General features: G+C 56.0%; 15 protein-coding genes and 1 other RNA gene. 6 read left to right on the top strand and 10 right to left on the bottom strand.

Annotated features, from left to right (window positions below; genetic code table 11):
• Positions 1 to 12: 12 nt before the first annotated feature.
• Positions 13 to 1,170: a fatty acid desaturase gene (locus SIK69_RS06290; protein WP_319785674.1), complete on the top strand. Its 1,158-nt coding sequence runs from the start codon at positions 13 to 15 to the stop codon at positions 1,168 to 1,170.
• A gap of 156 nt (positions 1,171 to 1,326) precedes the next feature.
• On the opposite strand, the gene trhA is transcribed toward SIK69_RS06290, so the two are convergent.
• Both trhA and yqfB read right to left on the bottom strand, forming a co-directional pair.
• Complete coding sequence (gene trhA, locus SIK69_RS06285; RefSeq protein ID WP_319785673.1) at positions 1,327 to 1,986, bottom strand: PAQR family membrane homeostasis protein TrhA; 660 nt, start codon at positions 1,984 to 1,986, stop codon at positions 1,327 to 1,329.
• 158 nt (positions 1,987 to 2,144) lie between these two features.
• The gene (gene yqfB, locus SIK69_RS06280; RefSeq protein ID WP_319628528.1) at positions 2,145 to 2,456 is read right to left on the bottom strand and encodes a N(4)-acetylcytidine aminohydrolase; all 312 of its coding nucleotides are present in this window, start codon (positions 2,454 to 2,456) and stop codon (positions 2,145 to 2,147) included.
• 50 nt (positions 2,457 to 2,506) lie between these two features.
• On the opposite strand from yqfB, the gene SIK69_RS06275 reads away from it, so the two are divergent.
• Together SIK69_RS06275 and SIK69_RS06270 are read left to right on the top strand one after the other, a co-directional pair.
• On the top strand, positions 2,507 to 3,235 hold the full coding sequence (locus SIK69_RS06275; protein WP_319628760.1) for a MurR/RpiR family transcriptional regulator: 729 nt from the start codon (positions 2,507 to 2,509) through the stop codon (positions 3,233 to 3,235).
• A gap of 119 nt (positions 3,236 to 3,354) precedes the next feature.
• Positions 3,355 to 4,788: a 6-phospho-beta-glucosidase gene (locus SIK69_RS06270; protein ID WP_319785672.1), complete on the top strand. Its 1,434-nt coding sequence runs from the start codon at positions 3,355 to 3,357 to the stop codon at positions 4,786 to 4,788.
• A 90-nt stretch (positions 4,789 to 4,878) separates the two neighbouring features.
• On the opposite strand, the gene SIK69_RS06265 is transcribed toward SIK69_RS06270, so the two are convergent.
• The 8 genes from SIK69_RS06265 to SIK69_RS06230 form a co-directional block, all read right to left on the bottom strand.
• Complete coding sequence (locus SIK69_RS06265; RefSeq protein WP_319785670.1) at positions 4,879 to 5,622, bottom strand: SDR family oxidoreductase; 744 nt, start codon at positions 5,620 to 5,622, stop codon at positions 4,879 to 4,881.
• Between the two features lie 59 nt (positions 5,623 to 5,681).
• Positions 5,682 to 8,555: an aminomethyl-transferring glycine dehydrogenase gene (gcvP, locus tag SIK69_RS06260; protein ID WP_319785669.1), complete on the bottom strand. Its 2,874-nt coding sequence runs from the start codon at positions 8,553 to 8,555 to the stop codon at positions 5,682 to 5,684.
• A gap of 128 nt (positions 8,556 to 8,683) precedes the next feature.
• Positions 8,684 to 9,070, bottom strand: a complete 387-nt coding sequence (gene gcvH, locus SIK69_RS06255; RefSeq protein WP_319628532.1) for a glycine cleavage system protein GcvH — start codon at positions 9,068 to 9,070, stop codon at positions 8,684 to 8,686.
• A 27-nt stretch (positions 9,071 to 9,097) separates the two neighbouring features.
• Positions 9,098 to 10,192, bottom strand: coding sequence for a glycine cleavage system aminomethyltransferase GcvT (gcvT, locus tag SIK69_RS06250; protein WP_319628533.1), 1,095 nt, complete (start codon positions 10,190 to 10,192; stop codon positions 9,098 to 9,100).
• Between the two features lie 420 nt (positions 10,193 to 10,612).
• Positions 10,613 to 11,815, bottom strand: coding sequence for an FAD-dependent 2-octaprenylphenol hydroxylase (ubiI, locus tag SIK69_RS06245; RefSeq protein WP_319785668.1), 1,203 nt, complete (start codon positions 11,813 to 11,815; stop codon positions 10,613 to 10,615).
• A gap of 11 nt (positions 11,816 to 11,826) precedes the next feature.
• Positions 11,827 to 12,993, bottom strand: a complete 1,167-nt coding sequence (gene ubiH, locus SIK69_RS06240) for a 2-octaprenyl-6-methoxyphenyl hydroxylase (protein ID WP_319785667.1) — start codon at positions 12,991 to 12,993, stop codon at positions 11,827 to 11,829.
• Positions 12,990 to 14,303, bottom strand: coding sequence for a Xaa-Pro aminopeptidase (gene pepP, locus SIK69_RS06235; RefSeq protein WP_319785666.1), 1,314 nt, complete (start codon positions 14,301 to 14,303; stop codon positions 12,990 to 12,992). Before pepP ends, ubiH begins: the two co-directional genes overlap by 4 nt.
• Positions 14,304 to 14,328: 25 nt before the next feature.
• A complete protein-coding gene (locus SIK69_RS06230; RefSeq protein WP_319628537.1) occupies positions 14,329 to 14,907 on the bottom strand; it encodes a YecA/YgfB family protein in 579 nt (192 codons plus the stop codon).
• Between the two features lie 167 nt (positions 14,908 to 15,074).
• Here SIK69_RS06230 and zapA point away from each other — a divergent pair, with 167 nt between their 5' ends.
• The 3 genes from zapA (at position 15,075) to SIK69_RS06215 (ending at position 16,250) form a co-directional block, all read left to right on the top strand.
• A complete protein-coding gene (gene zapA / locus SIK69_RS06225) occupies positions 15,075 to 15,404 on the top strand; it encodes a cell division protein ZapA (RefSeq protein WP_319628538.1) in 330 nt (109 codons plus the stop codon).
• A 41-nt stretch (positions 15,405 to 15,445) separates the two neighbouring features.
• Positions 15,446 to 15,629, top strand: a non-coding RNA gene (ssrS, locus tag SIK69_RS06220) — 6S RNA.
• A gap of 24 nt (positions 15,630 to 15,653) precedes the next feature.
• Positions 15,654 to 16,250: a 5-formyltetrahydrofolate cyclo-ligase gene (locus SIK69_RS06215; RefSeq protein WP_319785665.1), complete on the top strand. Its 597-nt coding sequence runs from the start codon at positions 15,654 to 15,656 to the stop codon at positions 16,248 to 16,250.
• Positions 16,251 to 16,283 lie beyond the last annotated feature (33 nt).

Here is a 16,283-nt window from a genome sequence, read left to right as displayed (position 1 = left end):
ACAGGAGCGATTATGCGTCGTCCAGTAAAAGGATATCACCAGTCAACGGAAATAAGGCGGTCATATGAAATCCTGCCTTTTCAGGGAGTATGGACGTGGCTTACCGGAAAAGAGCTGCCAGAGCGCAAACCGCTATGGCAAAGCAATTCCACCGAGAGAGTATTGTGGTCGCTAAGCTGGGTGGTAGTGGGTGTGGCGCTAACCGCGCTGTCAGTTTTCACCCTCCAAAATACCGCGCTGCAACTCTTGTGTTGGTTGATTGGCGCACTCTTTGCGACGTCGGGAGCACGTTACATTGTCGCCACCATTATTCACCATGGGGTGCACGGGCATCTGTATAAATCGCAAACGGTGAATAAAGTCCTGTGCGAAATTCTGTCGACGCTGTTCATTGTTCAGCCCTATGAATCCTATCGCCAGTTTCACGTTTACGAGCATCACGGCCGCGAATTTTCGACCTTTGATGATAAGGACCTCGCCGCCATTTATCAGCTTGGCTTTACGCCGGGCAAAAAGAAATCGGCGCTGTACACCCGGCTGATCCTGACCCTGCTGAGCCCAAAATTCCATTTGGTCTTCTTCTACGGTCGGCTTAAATCCAATCTGATTGGGGTGCCGTTTTACCGACTGATGATGACCCTGGTGTGGCTGGTTACCCTCGGCTGCGTGGGTTATTTGCTTGGTGTGGCGGGAACGGTGTTCATCCTGGTGCTACCTTTCGTGGTGCTGTACCAGATGGCGTCGCTGATGCACCTGATAACCGAACACGTCTGGTTGGTGCGCAAAGAAGGTGAGTCGGTGCGTGACAGCCATATCAATAACTGCCTGGCACGCTTCTGTGGGTCGGCATGCCCACCGGATTTCAGCGTTAAGCAATGGGGCCGCTGGGGTAAATGGACCGCCATGCACCTGTTTGTCCACTTGCCAAGCCGGATGTTGATTGTGCAGGGGTCGCTGGTGTGTCACGACTGGCACCACCGCTTCGGCAGCGTGCGCCAGTGGTATGACTACGCGCAACTGCGCGAACGCCATGCGCAGAAACTCTCTGCGGAGGAGAAGTATGACTACATCGATATCTGGGGTGTGCATAACGCGCTGGATTATGTGCTCAGTTCACTGAGCGAGGAGCAGGAAGTGGAAATCGAGCATCTGGCTTATCGCCTGAACTAACCGTTAACCCTCTGTCTTAATAGTTATTTTTCAAGAATTAATGCCTTCTGCCCGTCGGCGGTTGGCATTATCCCCTGGTGTTGTTAATGGTCATTGACCGCCTGATCGTAGGTCCGTATACGGCTGACGATCAGGTTTTTTTTCGCCTGTAATCCCTTACATCTGTCCGACGTAGAGATAAATCGCCAGGAAATGGCAGACGCTGCCGCCAAGCACGAAGCCATGCCAGATAGCGTGGTTATAAGGAATACGCTTACAGACGTAAAAAATCACCCCGAGGGAATAAATCACCCCGCCCGCCGCCAGCAACGTCACTCCGCCGACAGAAAGCTTCATCGCCAGTTGATACACCACAATCAGCGACAGCCAGCCCATCAGCAGATAGGTCACCAGCGACAGCACCTTAAAGCGATGCGCAATCGTCAGCTTGAACAGGATCCCCAGCAGCGCCAGGTTCCAGATAACAATCATTAATCCACGCGCCAGCGTTGAATCCAGCCCCACCAGCAAAAAAGGCGTGTAGGTCCCGGCTATCAACAGATAGATGGCGCAGTGGTCGAATTTCTTCAGCCACAGCTTGGCCCGCTGGTGCGGCACCGCATGGTAAAGGGTAGAAGCGAGAAACAGCAGGATCATACTGCCGCCGTAAAGGCTGTAACTGGTGATTGCCGTGGCGCTGGCATTGGAATCGACTGCCTGAACCAGCAGCAGTACCAGACCGACAATCCCGAACACCAGCCCGATACCGTGGCTGATGCTGTTGGCAATTTCCTCTGCCAGTGAATAACCGCGCGTAATTAATGGTTTGCTAACCATATGTGAACTCCGGAAGGAAAAGACGTTAATGCTTCTCTAGCCTAACTGAGAATGATTCCAGTGAACACCTGTTCGCTAAAATAAAAACAGGCTAATCTATAATCACATTACAATCATTAACTTAACGCTTAATCCCACCGTACAGATGTTTCCTAAAATCAAACACACTCAAATTCAATGACGTAAAACTGCTGCTGACCCGGGTAGATTTCAGCAATCACCGCTTTCAGTTCAGGCAGGGTCATGTTTTCCTGATCGGCATGCTGCTGCGTCAGGGTCTCCAGGGTTACTTGCGAGGTGGCGGTCACGCGAAGGGTGCAGAAATAGCCGTCGTCCTCGAAGCGCCCTACGCGCAATACATCCCCGGTTTTGAAGTGCGATTCACTGGCATCACGGAGGGTGATGGTCTTACGTCCGGCCAGAATGTCTTCCTGAAAGCGTTGAAAAAAAGTGATGTCGTTCGGGGCCATGTTATGATTCCTGTATTGAATTTGCCTGATGAGTGCCTGCCAACGTGAGTCTGTTCTCCCACGCCGCCATCGCAAGTCTCAACAATCTTGAGATGATGGTCTATCAGTATGTCATTAAAAACCGTGACAAAGTCATGTATATGACCATTCGCGAACTGGCCGACGCGGCGGGCGTGTCGACCACCACGGTCCTGCGGTTTTGCCGGAAGCTGAACTGCGAAGGCTATTCGGAGTTTCGCGTACGCTTTAAACTGTATCTGGAACAGAATGAGCCGCAGCAAAGTCATTTTGCCGCCAGTGAAATTATCAGCTTTTTCAAAAGCGTCAATAACGATGAGTTTGATAAACTGCTTGATGACGCCGTGGATATTATTTTAGCCTCGGAACGCATTATTTTTGTCGGAGCAGGCACCTCCGGGGCATTAGCGAAATATGGTGCGAGATTCTTTTCTAACGTCGGTAAATTCAGTAATCACATTGACGACCCTTATTTCCCGGTCACTAATGATATGGCCAGAAATGCGTTAGCGATTGTCCTTTCTGTCTCAGGTGAGACGGAGGAGATCCTGCGTTTCGCCGGACAGTTCAGCCTTCACCGCTGTAAGGTACTGTCGATTACCAGCCACGAACACTCGCGCCTGGCGAAACTGGCGGATTTTAACCTCTCCTGGCATATTTCGCCGATTCGTATCGGCGGCGTTTACGATATTACTACCCAGATCCCAGTAATTTATATTCTCGAAACCCTCGGACGTAAACTGGCGAAAAAACTGGCGTAAAAAAACAGGCTGTTTTTCCGATGTAACAAGTTACCCCAGAGTGATTTTGTTATATCGTGACATTTATTTCCCCTTTGTTAGACTCTTTCCCAATCAGCAATATCATGGGAACGAACACGATGAAAAAATTAACCTTACCAAAAGACTTTTTATGGGGTGGCGCGGTCGCCGCACATCAGGTTGAAGGCGGCTGGAACGAAGGCGGCAAAGGCCCGAGCATTTGCGATGTATTGACTGGCGGCGCACACGGCGTTCCGCGTGAGATAACCCAGCAGGTTGTACCCGGTAAATACTATCCGAATCACGAAGCCATCGACTTCTACAGCCACTACAAAGAAGACATTAAGCTGTTTGCTGAAATGGGCTTCAAATGTTTCCGGACCTCAATTGCCTGGACGCGGATCCTCCCGAAAGGCGACGAAACCCAGCCGAATGAAGAAGGCCTGAAATTCTACGACGAGATGTTTGATGAACTGCTCAAGTACAACATCGAACCGGTAATCACCCTCTCCCACTTCGAAATGCCGCTGCATCTGGTGCAGGAATACGGCGGCTGGACTAACCGTAAAGTCGTTGATTTCTTTGTGCGATTTGCCGAAGTCGTCTTTGAACGCTACAAGCACAAAGTCAAATACTGGATGACCTTCAACGAAATCAATAACCAGCGCAACTGGCGCGCGCCGCTGTTCGGTTATTGCTGCTCTGGCGTGGTGTATACCGAACACGACAACCCGGAAGAAGTGATGTATCAGGTGCTGCACCACCAGTTCGTCGCCAGCGCCCTGGCGGTGAAAGCGGCACGCCGCATTAATGCGCAAATGCAGGTGGGCTGCATGCTGGCAATGGTGCCGCTGTATCCGTTCTCCTGCAAACCGGAAGATATGATGTTTGCCCAGGAGTCGATGCGCGAACGTTACGTCTTTACCGATGTGCAGCTGCGTGGCTACTACCCAACTTATGTGCTTAATGAGTGGGAACGTCGCGGATTCACCATTGCGATGGAAGACGGCGACGCAGAAATCCTGCGGGAAGGCACCTGTGATTATCTCGGCTTCAGCTACTACATGACCAATGCCGTAAAAGCCGAAGGTGGCAGCGGGGATGCAATCTCCGGCTTCGAAGGCAGCGTACCGAACCCACATGTAAAAGCATCCGACTGGGGCTGGCAGATTGACCCGGTTGGCCTGCGTTATGCAATGTGTGAACTTTACGAACGTTATCAGAAACCGCTGTTCATCGTCGAAAACGGCTTTGGCGCGTATGACAAAGTGGAAGACGATGGCAGCATTAACGACGACTATCGCATCGACTACCTGCGTGCGCACGTTGAAGAGATGATGAAAGCGGTCACCCACGACGGCGTGGAGTTGATGGGCTATACCCCGTGGGGCTGCATCGACTGTGTATCCTTCACCACCGGCCAGTACAGCAAGCGCTACGGCTTTATCTACGTGAACAAGCATGACGACGGCACCGGAGATATGTCGCGTTCACGCAAGAAGAGCTTCACCTGGTATAAAGAAGTGATTGCCAGCAACGGCGAAAATCTGTAATCACGCCATTGCCCGGTGGCGCTTCGCTTACCGGTCCTGCGAGTTAAGTTCTACGCCCGGAAAGCCACGCGCTGCCGGGCAAAATCGACCCTATCTCCCGCCCGCGATATCCATAAAACTCCCGGTCACGTACGATGCCTTTTCACTCAGCAGCCAGGCAATCGCCTGCGCGACTTCTTCCGGCTGTCCGCCGCGCTGCATTGGCAGCATTGCTTTGACGCGATCGACCCGACCCGGCTCGCCCCCGGAGGCATGCATCTCGGTATAAATCAGGCCCGGACGCACGCCGTTAACGCGAATGCCCTGTGCCGCCACTTCCAGCGCCAGCCCGGTGGTGAGCGTGTCCACCGCCCCTTTTGATGCGGCGTAGTCAACATATTCAAACGGCGCGCCCAACCGAGCAGCCGCGGAAGAGACGTTCACAATAGCCCCGCCTTTTCCGCCATGACGATGCGCCATCCGCTTGACCGCCTCGCGACAGCAGAGGAAATACCCGGTGACGTTGGTCGACAGAACGTGATTAATCCGTTCGGCGGTCAGGTTTTCAATGGTGCTTTGCTGGAACAAAATCCCGGCGTTGTTTACCAGGGCGGCCAGCGGCTCGCCTTCCCTGTCGAGCGCCTCAAACATCGCCATCACCTGCGCCTCATCGCTGATGTCCGCCCGCACGGCGAAGGCCTTGCCGCCGCTCTCGGTAATCGCGTTGACCACCTGCGTGGCGGCTTTGATGTTGTGGTGATAATTTACCGCCACGGTGTAACCCTCTTGCGCCAGCAGCATCGCCGTCGCCCTGCCAATTCCCCTGCTCGCGCCGGTAACCAGTGCTATTGCCATTGTTTTCTCCCAAAAGAAAGGACGCCGAAGCGCCCTTAAAAGATAGAGTACTCAGTGAATTACTGATATTCGCTCATCGGAACGCAGGAGCAGAACAGGTTGCGGTCACCGTACACGTCATCCAGACGCTTCACGGTCGGCCAGTACTTGTTTGCCATACCCGCCGGGAAGACCGCTACTTCGCGGCTATAGCCGTGGTTCCACTCCGCCACCAGCTCGTTCTGCGTATGCGGGGCGTTCACCAGCGGGTTATCTTCCAGCGGCCATTCGCCCTGCTGAACACGGTTGATTTCATTGCGAATAGCCAGCATGGCGTCGATAAAGCGGTCGAGTTCGACTTTGCTTTCAGATTCGGTTGGTTCAACCATCAGCGTGCCCGCGACCGGGAATGACATGGTTGGCGCGTGGAATCCATAGTCGATCAGACGCTTAGCGATATCCAGTTCGCTGATACCGGTCTCTTCTTTCAGCGGACGGATATCGAGGATACATTCGTGCGCCACGCGGCCATCGCGCCCGGTGTACAGCACCGGATACGCATCCTGCAAACGGGTGGCGATGTAGTTGGCGTTCAGAATAGCCACTTGGCTGGCACGCTTCAGACCCTGCGCACCCATCATACGAATGTACATCCAGCTGATTGGCAGAATGGAGGCGCTGCCAAACGGAGCCGCCGATACTGCGCCCTGACGGGTCAGCATCCCTTCGATTTGTACCACACTGTGACCCGGTACAAACGGGGCCAGATGCGCTTTCACACCGATTGGACCCATGCCCGGGCCGCCGCCGCCGTGTGGAATACAGAAGGTTTTGTGCAGGTTGAGGTGCGACACGTCCGCGCCGATAAAGCCCGGCGAAGTAATGCCGACCTGGGCATTCATGTTCGCGCCATCGAGATACACCTGACCACCAAACTGATGCACGATCTCGCACACTTCACGGATGGTTTCTTCATATACGCCGTGAGTGGACGGGTAGGTCACCATGATGCACGAGAGATTCGCCCCCGTCTGTTCCGCCTTCGCGCGCAGATCGGCGAGATCGATGTTGCCCTGTTTGTCACAGGCCACCACCACCACCTGCATGCCGGCCATCTGAGCAGAAGCCGGGTTGGTGCCGTGCGCAGAGCTTGGGATCAGACAGATATCACGATGCCCTTCATTGCGGCTTTCATGATAGTGACGAATGGCCAGCAGACCCGCGTATTCACCCTGTGCGCCAGAATTTGGCTGCATGCAGAGCGCGTCGTAACCGGTCAGTTTCACCAGCCAGTCAGACAGCTGGTTGATCATCTGGTGGTAGCCTTCGGCCTGATCCGCCGGGCAGAACGGGTGCAGTTCGCTGAATTCCGGCCAGGTAATCGGGATCATCTCGGCCGCCGCGTTGAGCTTCATGGTGCAGGATCCCAGCGGGATCATCGCCTGATTCAGCGCCAGGTCTTTACGCTCCAGCGAGTGCATATAGCGCATCATCTCGGTTTCGCTGTGATAGCGGTTGAACACCGGATGGGTCAGAATGTCGTCTTCACGCAGCATCGCCTGGGGGATCGAGCGGCTGTCGTGCGCCACCTCTTTGTCCAGGTTGTCGATATCCAGGCCATGGTCATCACCGGCGATAACGGTTAACAGCGCCAGCACATCTTCCCGGGTAGTGGTTTCATCCAGGGTGATCCCCACCGCATGATGAATATCGCTGCGCAGGTTGATTTCCGCGGCTTCGGCACGTGCCAGTACTGCGGCTTTGTCTTCGACTTCCACACACAGGGTGTCGAAGAAATGGTCGTGGCGCAGTTTCAGCCCTTTCTGTTTCAGGCCGCTCGCCAGAATATCCGTCAGACGATGAATGCGCCCGGCGATACGTTTCAGGCCCGCTGGACCGTGGAATACGGCGTACAGACTGGCAATATTCGCCAGCAGTACCTGAGAGGTACAGATGTTGGAGTTCGCTTTCTCACGGCGGATATGCTGCTCGCGAGTCTGCATCGCCATGCGCAGGGCGGTGTTGCCAGCGGCATCTTTCGAGACGCCAATAATACGGCCAGGCATCGAGCGTTTGAATTCGTCTTTTGCCGCGAAGAAAGCCGCGTGCGGACCGCCGTAGCCCATCGGAACGCCGAAGCGTTGAGCCGAACCAAACACAATGTCTGCGCCCTGTTTGCCCGGGGCGGTCAGTAGCACCAGCGCCATAAAATCGGCGGCAACACTGACAATCACTTTGCGCGCTTTCAGTTCTGCAATCAGCGGGCTGTAGTCATGCACTTCCCCGGTAGTGCCAACCTGCTGCAACAGCACGCCGAACACATCCTGATGGTCGAGCGCTTTTTCTGCGTCGTCGACAATCACATCAAAACCAAAGGTTTCCGCCCGGGTGCGTACCACGTCCAGGGTCTGCGGATGCACGTCCGCCGCCACGAAGAAGCGGTTGGCATTTTTCAGTTTGCTGACGCGTTTGGCCATCGCCATCGCTTCCGCCGCCGCCGTCGCTTCGTCGAGCAGTGAGGCAGAGGCAATATCCAGTCCGGTCAGGTCCAGCGTGACGGTCTGGTAATTCAGCAGCGCTTCCAGACGTCCTTGCGACACTTCCGGCTGATACGGCGTGTAAGCGGTGTACCAGCCTGGGTTCTCGAGCATGTTGCGCAGGATAACCGGCGGCAGTTGCACCGCGGTGTAGCCCATGCCGATGTAAGACTTAAAGCGCTTGTTGCGGCTGGCAATGGCTTTCAGCTCCGCCAGCGCGGCGAATTCTGTGGTGGCCTCGCCGACCTGCGGTGGCGTCGCGAGCTGAATGTCCTGCGGCACAATCTGGCCGGTCAACGCGTCTAACGACTCTGCGCCAACGGTGTTCAGCATTTCCTGCTGCTGTTCCGCATCCGGGCCAATATGGCGTTCAATGAAAGCGCCGCGGTGTTCAAGCTGGCTTAAGGTCTGTGTCATGAGCGAGGGTTCCTGAAACGTGCAGTGAATCGGTAATGTCTTAACTAACATGCCCGGTGGCGCAGTCGCTTACCGGGCCTACACTTCCAACCGTAGGCCGGATAAACGCAGTGCCATCCGGCACAGTTTTAATCGTCTAACAGCGCTTCGTACGCAGTGGCATCCAGCAGGGCGGCGACTTCAGCTTCGTCGCTGGCTTTGATTTTGAAGATCCAGCCTTCGCTGTACGGCTCGCTGTTGACCAGCTCCGGGGAGTCGCTCAGCGCGTCGTTGACGGCGACGATTTCACCGCTGATTGGCGCGTAAATATCGGACGCCGCTTTTACCGACTCGGCAACCGCACAGTCGTCACCGGCAGCAACGGTTTTGCCCACTTCAGGCAGATCGACAAATACCATGTCGCCCAGCAGTTCCTGTGCGTGCTCGGTGATGCCTACGGTGTAAGAACCATCGGCTTCTTTACGCAACCATTCGTGTTCTTTGCTGTATTTCAGTTCTGCAGGTACATTGCTCATTCACATTTCTCCAGAAAAAATAATCGATTACACGACGGCTTTGCCGGCGCGTACAAAAACAGGTTTGGTCACCTTAACCGGCATTTCGCGGTTGCGGATTTGCACCACCGCCGTATCGCCAATACCCGCAGGGACGCGAGCCAGCGCAATGCTGTAGCCCAGCGTCGGCGAGAAGGTGCCGCTGGTGATAACGCCTTCGTGTTGATTGCCCTGCGCGTCGCTAAAACGCACCGGCAGTTCGCCGCGCAGTACGCCTTTCTCGGTCATCACCAGGCCAACCAGCTGTTCGGTGCCGTGCTCACGCTGGGCTTCCAGTGCTTCGCGACCAATGAAGTCACGGTCAGTTGGTTCCCAGGCGATGGTCCAGCCCATGTTAGCCGCCAGTGGGGAAACGCCTTCGTCCATCTCCTGACCGTACAGGTTCATGCCCGCTTCCAGACGCAGCGTATCGCGCGCGCCCAGGCCACATGGCTTCACGCCGGATTCCACCAGCGCACGCCAGAAGTCTGCTGCTTTCTCATTCGGCAGCGCGATTTCGTAACCCGCTTCGCCGGTATAACCGGTGGTGGCGACAAACAAATCCCCGGCCTGAACGCCGAAGAACGGTTTCATGCCTTCGACGGCGTTGCGCTGTTCGTCGTTGAACAGGCCGGCGGCTTTGGCCTGCGCGTCAGGCCCCTGCACCGCAATCAGCGCCAGATCGTCACGCACGGTGATGTCGATGCCGTACGGCTCAGCGTGTTCGCTAATCCAGGCCAGATCTTTTTCACGGGTGGCGGAGTTAACGACGAGGCGGAAATAATCTTCGGAGAGGAAATAAACAATCAGGTCATCAATGACCCCGGCGGAGGCGTTGAGCATCCCGGTGTAGAGCGCTTTGCCGGGTTTCGTCAGTTTGGCTACATCGTTGGCCAGCAGATAACGCAGGAATTCGCGGGTACGACTGCCGCGCAGATCGACAATAGTCATGTGTGACACATCGAACATCCCTGCACTGGTGCGTACCGCGTGGTGCTCATCAATTTGCGAGCCGTAATGCAGCGGCATCATCCAGCCATGGAAGTCCACCATGCGTGCGCCACACAGCGTGTGTTGTTCATACAAAGGCGTCTGTTGAGCCATCTTGTCCTCGTTGAGTAAGCGGGGCTACCGGCTGCTTTGTGGACACAAATTCAGCCACAAAGCCCAGCGTCGACACCGCTCCGGGCACCGACGCAAACGTTCTCTTTGGTCTGACGTTACCACCGAAAACCGCGGTAAACCATAAGGCAAAGCGAACCATCAGATTAGCTTATGACCAAAATGAGCCAAAAACTCTACAGAACGATCGACTGCCTTTCTGCGACTAATGCCACATAAAATTAACATTTTGGTGAAATATTCAGTTCAGGATGACATTTCGTTCGGATAATTGGGCGGATTTTTCGTAGGGAAATTTTTGTGACATTAATAAAACTAATGCGAAAAAAGGGGTGAAATTAGATTATTTCAAATGAGGGGAGAAAACCCGACGCGCCCGCCGGGTTGAGAAGTGTGATCGCGTTAACGTAACCAGGCGGGGAGATCGTTCAGACCCATCGCCTGACGAATCAATTGCGGTTTAACGCCCGGCAGGGTATCGGCCAGTTTGAGGCCAATATCGCGCAGCAGTTTCTTGGCGGGATTAACGCCCGCAAACAGCTCGCGGAAGCCCTGCATCCCCGCCAGCATCAGCGCGGCGCTGTGTTTACGGCTGCGCTCATAGCGACGCAGATAGAAGTGCTGCCCGAAATCTTTACCCTGCGCATGCAGGCGACGGATCTCATCGATAAGCTCGGCGGCATCCATAAAGCCCAGGTTTACTCCCTGCCCGGCCAGCGGATGAATGGTGTGGGCCGCGTCGCCGACCAGCGCCAGACGATGCGCGGCAAACTGACGCGCATAGCGTCCGGTCAACGGGAATACCTGGCGTTCGCTTTCCACTTCGCACAGGCCCAGACGATTATCAAAGGCGACATTCAGCGCCTGATTGAACGCGGCGGCGTCGGCCTGCTGCATTTTCGCCGCGTCATCCGGCGGCAGTGACCAGACGATGGAGCACAAATGCGGATCACTCAGCGGCAGGAAGGCCAGAATGCCTTCGCCGTGAAAGACCTGGCGCGCAATCGCCTGATGTGGCTCGGTGGTGCGAATGGTCGCCACCAGCGCATGATGACGATAATCCCAAGAGGTCAACGGAATATCGGCCTTGTTGCGTAACCAGGAGTTCGCCCCGTCGGCCCCGATAACCAGTCGCGCCGTCAGCATGTTGCCATCTTTCAGCGTCAGGAAGGCTTCATTTTCGCCCCAGGCAACCTGCGCCAGTTCAGCGGGTGCCACTAGGGTAATGTCCTGGCTGCGCTGGGCTTTACGCCATAACGCATGGTGAATCACCCCGTTTTCGATGATGTGCCCGAGATGGCTGTAGCCGAGGCTTTCATCATCAAAGGCGATTCGACCGAAGCTGTCTTTGTCCCACACTTCCATTCCGTGATAGCGGCTCGCACGTTCGGCAATAATCTCATTCCAGACATCAAGGCGCGACAGCAGTTTTTCGCTGGCGGCGTTGATCGCAGAGACGCGAAGCTGCGGCGCGGCATCGGCTTCAACCGGCTGCGGCTGATGCGACTCAATCACCGCCACGCGCAGGCCGCTGCCCTGTAAGCCACAGGCTACGGCCAGGCCAACCATTCCACCACCGACAATAGCGATATCTACACTTTGCACGTTGTTCATCCTTATCTCGCTACCTGACCCAGGGTACGCAACGCCAGCGCGTCACGCGCCGGGGTGAATAATTCCATCGCCATCAACCCAACGTTTCGCCCGGCCACCAGCGGTGCCCAGCGATTGGCGAACAGATGCACCAGACCGTCGGTCACGCCGATGGTCGCATTTTTATCGTTTTCTCTGCGCTGCTGATACTGGCTTAACAACGCGTACTCGCCCGGATCGCTGGCCTGAGCCAGCATTTCTGCCAGCGACATCACGTCGCGCAGACCGAGGTTAAAGCCCTGCCCGGCAATCGGGTGCAGGGTTTGCGCCGCGTTGCCGACCAGCGCCAGACGGTGCGATATCGCCCGGGAGGCGGTCGTCAGCGACAACGGATACGCATTGCGGCGACCCGCGTGGGTGATGTGCCCCAGCCGCCAGCCGAAGGCTTTTTGCAATTCGTCGCAGAAGCGAGCGTCGGACCAGGCCAGTACCTCATCGCGATGGTCAAGCGGATGGCACCACACCAGCGAGCAACGCCCGTCGGACATCGGCAACATCGCCAGCGGGCCGTGGGGGGTAAAACGCTCGAACGCGCGACCGTTATGCGGTACGGCGGTGGTCACATTGGCGATCACCGCTAGCTGTTCATAAGGCTGCTGCTGCCAGGCAATCCCACACTGTTCGCCGAGCGCCGAACGCGAACCGTCCGCCGCCACCAGCAGCTTACCGGTCAGCGTCTGGCCGTTATCCAGCACCACCTCGACGCGGTCGGGGCTGCGGGAAAAACGCTCGACGCGCGCCGGGCAATGCAGCGTCACGCCTGGCGCTTTGCGCAACAGCGCAAACAGACGCTGGCCGACATCGTGCAGCTCAACCACCTGCCCTAAAGCTGGCAGGCGATAATCTTCCGCTTCCAGGGTAACAAACCCGGCGTGACCGCGATCGCTGACATGGACGGTACGGATAGCCGTGGCACAATCGCGAATTGCCTGCCAGATGCCAACCCGCGCCAGCTGCTGGCAGGTACCTGCCGCCAGCGCGATGGCCCGGGCATCAAAGCCCGGATGCGCCTGTGAATCCGGCGCGACAGCTTCCACTATATGTACCGGCAGTTTGCCCGCGCTAAGGTGCGAAATCGCCAGCGCTAGCGTGGCTCCGGTCATCCCGCCGCCGACAATAATCACGCTCATTGTTTGTGGGCCGCCATCAGCGCCTCAATATCATCCGCGCGTTTTACGACGCTGTCGGTGAGGTTTTCGTTGCCGTTTTCGGTGATAACAATGTCATCTTCGATACGAATGCCGATGCCGCGATACTGCTCCGGCACGTCAGTATCCGGCGCGATATAGAGGCCGGGTTCGACGGTGAGCACCATGCCGGGTTCCAGCACGCGGGAACGATCTACGCCATATTCACCGACATCATGTACATCCAGACCCAGCCAGTGGCTGAGGCCATGCATAAAGAATTTACGGTGGGCGTTGTCGGCAATCAGCTGATCGACTTCCCCGTCGAGGATGCCGAGTTTCACCAGACCGGTGACCATGATGCGCACCACTTCGCCAGTCACCTCCTGCATCGTGGTGCCCGGACGATACAGCGCCAGCGCCGTTTCCAGCGAGTCGAGCACGATGTCGTAAATTTCACGCTGCGCAGGCGTAAATTTGCCGTTCACCGGGAAGGTGCGGGTGATGTCTCCGGCGTAGCTGCGGTATTCACAGCCCGCGTCGATCAGCACCAGATCGCCATCGCGCAGTTCAGATTCGTTTTCGGTGTAATGCAGAATGCAGCCGTTTTCACCGCCGCCGACAATGGTGTTGTAAGATGGATAACGTGCGCCGTGGCGGATGAACTCGTGGTGAATCTCCCCTTCGAGCTGATATTCAAACATTCCCGGACGGCATTTTTCCATCGCGCGGGTATGCGCCAGGGCAGAGATTTCCCCTGCCCGACGCATGACCTCAATCTCTTCTGCCGATTTGAACAGGCGCATCTCATGCACCAACGGCCGCCAGTCAACGATCGCAGCCGGAGCTTTCAGATTCTGACGCGAACCTTTGCGCAGTTTATCCAGCGCATTGAACACAATGGTATCGGCATAAGCGTATTCGCCCTGGGCGTGATACACCGCGTCAAGACCGTTTAGTAGCTGATAAAGCTGCTCGTTGATTTCGCTAAACGCCAGCGCACGATCGACGCACAACGTCGTCGGGGCTGCATCTTGCCCCAAGCGGCGACCAAACCAGATTTCAGCGGTGAGGTCGCGGACGCGGTTAAACAGAACGCTGTGGTTATGGGTGTCATCGCTTTTAATCAGCACCAGGACCGCTTCCGGCTCATGAAAACCGGTGAAGTAGATGAAGTCGCTACTCTGGCGATACGGATATTCCGTGTCGGCGCTGCGTATGGCTTCCGGTGCGGCAAAAATTAACGCGGCGCTGCCTGATGGCATCCGCGCCAGCAGCTTCTGCCGACGCTGAAGGTACTCCTGCTGAGTCATGACACCCTCCTGAGCATTCTTATTGTTAATGTAAGGTTGGTTTACGAACTTCTGGCGCGGTCGGCTGCTGATGAGTGAACGTATCGTGGCACAGCAGGGCTGCGACGCGCACATACTCCACTATCTCTTCGAGCGACATTTCCAGCTCTTCCTGGTCTTCGTCTTCGTCGTAGCCCAGCTGCGCGATATTACGCAGATCGTCGATGGCTTCGCCGGTTTCGCCTTTCACTTTATCAAGCTTAGGCTGCGTCACGCCCAGGCCCAGCAGGAAGTGATTGACCCAGCCTGCCAGCGCATCGGCGCGGGTGAAGACGCTGACGTCATCGCCATCCGGCATGTACAGCTGGAACATGAAGCCTTCGTCTTCCAGCGTGTCGCTGGTGACGGCGTGGACTTTCCGCAGCACTTCAGCCAGCTCGTGACCGAAAGCCATGCCTTCGTTGGTCAGGTCGTGCACCAGCGGCAGCCAGCTGCTGTCTTTGTTACCACCACACAGCATGCCGCTAATCAAACCATGCATTTCGGCAGGCGTTAAGCCGACACCCTGTTGGTTAAGTAACTGGTTCACATCGTTGTAACCAGGCATTTCGTTCTGTATAGACATGCGCATTCGTCGTCGTTGGGGGGAAGTTTCATGTTATGCTACCACTTTGGACCCTGGTGAACCAGAAAAGGGCTTGTATGTTCACAGTGGGGTAGCTATAGTGTCGCCCCTTCGCGGGCCCCGGTGCGGGCTGTGGAGGTAGCGCAGTCAATCAGCAGGAAGGTGGCATGTCTGCAGAACCCGTCGATATCCAAATTTTTGGCCGTTCACTGCGAGTGAATTGCCCGCCTGAACAAAGGGATGCCCTGAATCAGGCCGCGGACGATCTGAATCAGCGGTTGCAAGATCTGAAAGAACGCACTAGAGTCACAAATACTGAGCAGCTGGTCTTTATCGCCGCCCTGAATATCAGCTACGAGCTGACCCAGGAACGCGCGAAAACACGTGACTACGCAGCCAGCATGGAGACACGCATTCGGATGCTCCAACAGACCATTGAACAAGCACTCCTTGATCAAGGTCGCACAACCGAAAAGACGGCTCCAAAGTTTGAATAACACTTCACGGTTAACTATGGTAGAGTGACCTTGAAGACAAAATTTCTCTGAGATGTTCGCAAGCGGGCCAGTCCCCTGAGCCGATATTTCATACCACAAGAATGTGGCGCTCCACGGTTGGTGAGCATGCTCGGTCCGTCCGAGAAGCCTGAAGACTGTGACGACACATTCACCTTGAACCAAGGGTTCAAGGGTTACAGCCTGCGGCGGCATCTCGGAGATTCCCTACCCTCTTCCTCTACCACACTCATGAAATCTGTTTCAGCCCCTTTAACCAGACAAGAAATTCGCCAACTGATTAGGCAGCGTCGTCGCACGCTTACGCCAGACCAACAACGTCTTTTTGCCGAGCACGCTGCGGCGCGAATGCTGGTGTACCCCCCCGTGGTGATGGCGAATACCGTCGCGCTGTTTCTGTCGTTTGATGGCGAGCTGGATACCCAACCGCTGATCGAACAACTGTGGCGCAGTGGTAAAAAAGTGGTTCTGCCGGTTCTGCATCCGTTCAGCCCGGGCAATCTGCTGTTCCTCAATTACCATCCGCACTCTGACCTGGTGGTCAATCGTCTGAAAATTCAGGAACCCAAACTGGATGTGCGTGACGTGGTGCCGCTTCATCAGCTGGATGTACTGGTTACGCCGCTGGTCGCCTTTGACCCACAGGGGCAACGGTTAGGCATGGGTGGAGGCTTTTACGACAGGACGCTACAAAACTGGCAGCAGCACGGCGTGCATCCCGTGGGCTATGCACATGATTGTCAGCAGGTGGAACAACTGCCCGTAGAGAAGTGGGATGTTCCGCTCCCGGCGGTGGTGACGCCCTCGAAAATATGGCAGTGGCGGTAAAGCGTAGGCCCGGCAAGCTTTGCGCCGCCGGGC

Source organism: Scandinavium lactucae, assembly GCF_033843265.1.
Lineage (GTDB): Bacteria > Pseudomonadota > Gammaproteobacteria > Enterobacterales > Enterobacteriaceae > Scandinavium > Scandinavium lactucae.
This window is presented reverse-complemented; position numbering and strand designations above follow the sequence as displayed.

What these genes read in the sequence shown, in the direction of transcription:
- trhA (WP_319785673.1), bottom strand. Translation starts at nt 1,986, where the DNA reads ATGGTTAGCAAACCATTAATTACGCGCGGTTATTCACTGGCAGAGGAA.
- SIK69_RS06230 (WP_319628537.1), bottom strand. Translation starts at nt 14,907, where the DNA reads ATGTCTATACAGAACGAAATGCCTGGTTACAACGATGTGAACCAGTTA.
- ubiH (WP_319785667.1), bottom strand. Translation starts at nt 12,993, where the DNA reads ATGAGCGTGATTATTGTCGGCGGCGGGATGACCGGAGCCACGCTAGCG.
- gcvP (WP_319785669.1), bottom strand. Translation starts at nt 8,555, where the DNA reads ATGACACAGACCTTAAGCCAGCTTGAACACCGCGGCGCTTTCATTGAA.
- zapA (WP_319628538.1), top strand. Translation starts at nt 15,075, where the DNA reads ATGTCTGCAGAACCCGTCGATATCCAAATTTTTGGCCGTTCACTGCGA.
- SIK69_RS06270 (WP_319785672.1), top strand. Translation starts at nt 3,355, where the DNA reads ATGAAAAAATTAACCTTACCAAAAGACTTTTTATGGGGTGGCGCGGTC.
- gcvT (WP_319628533.1), bottom strand. Translation starts at nt 10,192, where the DNA reads ATGGCTCAACAGACGCCTTTGTATGAACAACACACGCTGTGTGGCGCA.
- SIK69_RS06265 (WP_319785670.1), bottom strand. Translation starts at nt 5,622, where the DNA reads ATGGCAATAGCACTGGTTACCGGCGCGAGCAGGGGAATTGGCAGGGCG.
- pepP (WP_319785666.1), bottom strand. Translation starts at nt 14,303, where the DNA reads ATGACTCAGCAGGAGTACCTTCAGCGTCGGCAGAAGCTGCTGGCGCGG.
- SIK69_RS06215 (WP_319785665.1), top strand. Translation starts at nt 15,654, where the DNA reads ATGAAATCTGTTTCAGCCCCTTTAACCAGACAAGAAATTCGCCAACTG.
- yqfB (WP_319628528.1), bottom strand. Translation starts at nt 2,456, where the DNA reads ATGGCCCCGAACGACATCACTTTTTTTCAACGCTTTCAGGAAGACATT.
- SIK69_RS06290 (WP_319785674.1), top strand. Translation starts at nt 13, where the DNA reads ATGCGTCGTCCAGTAAAAGGATATCACCAGTCAACGGAAATAAGGCGG.
- gcvH (WP_319628532.1), bottom strand. Translation starts at nt 9,070, where the DNA reads ATGAGCAATGTACCTGCAGAACTGAAATACAGCAAAGAACACGAATGG.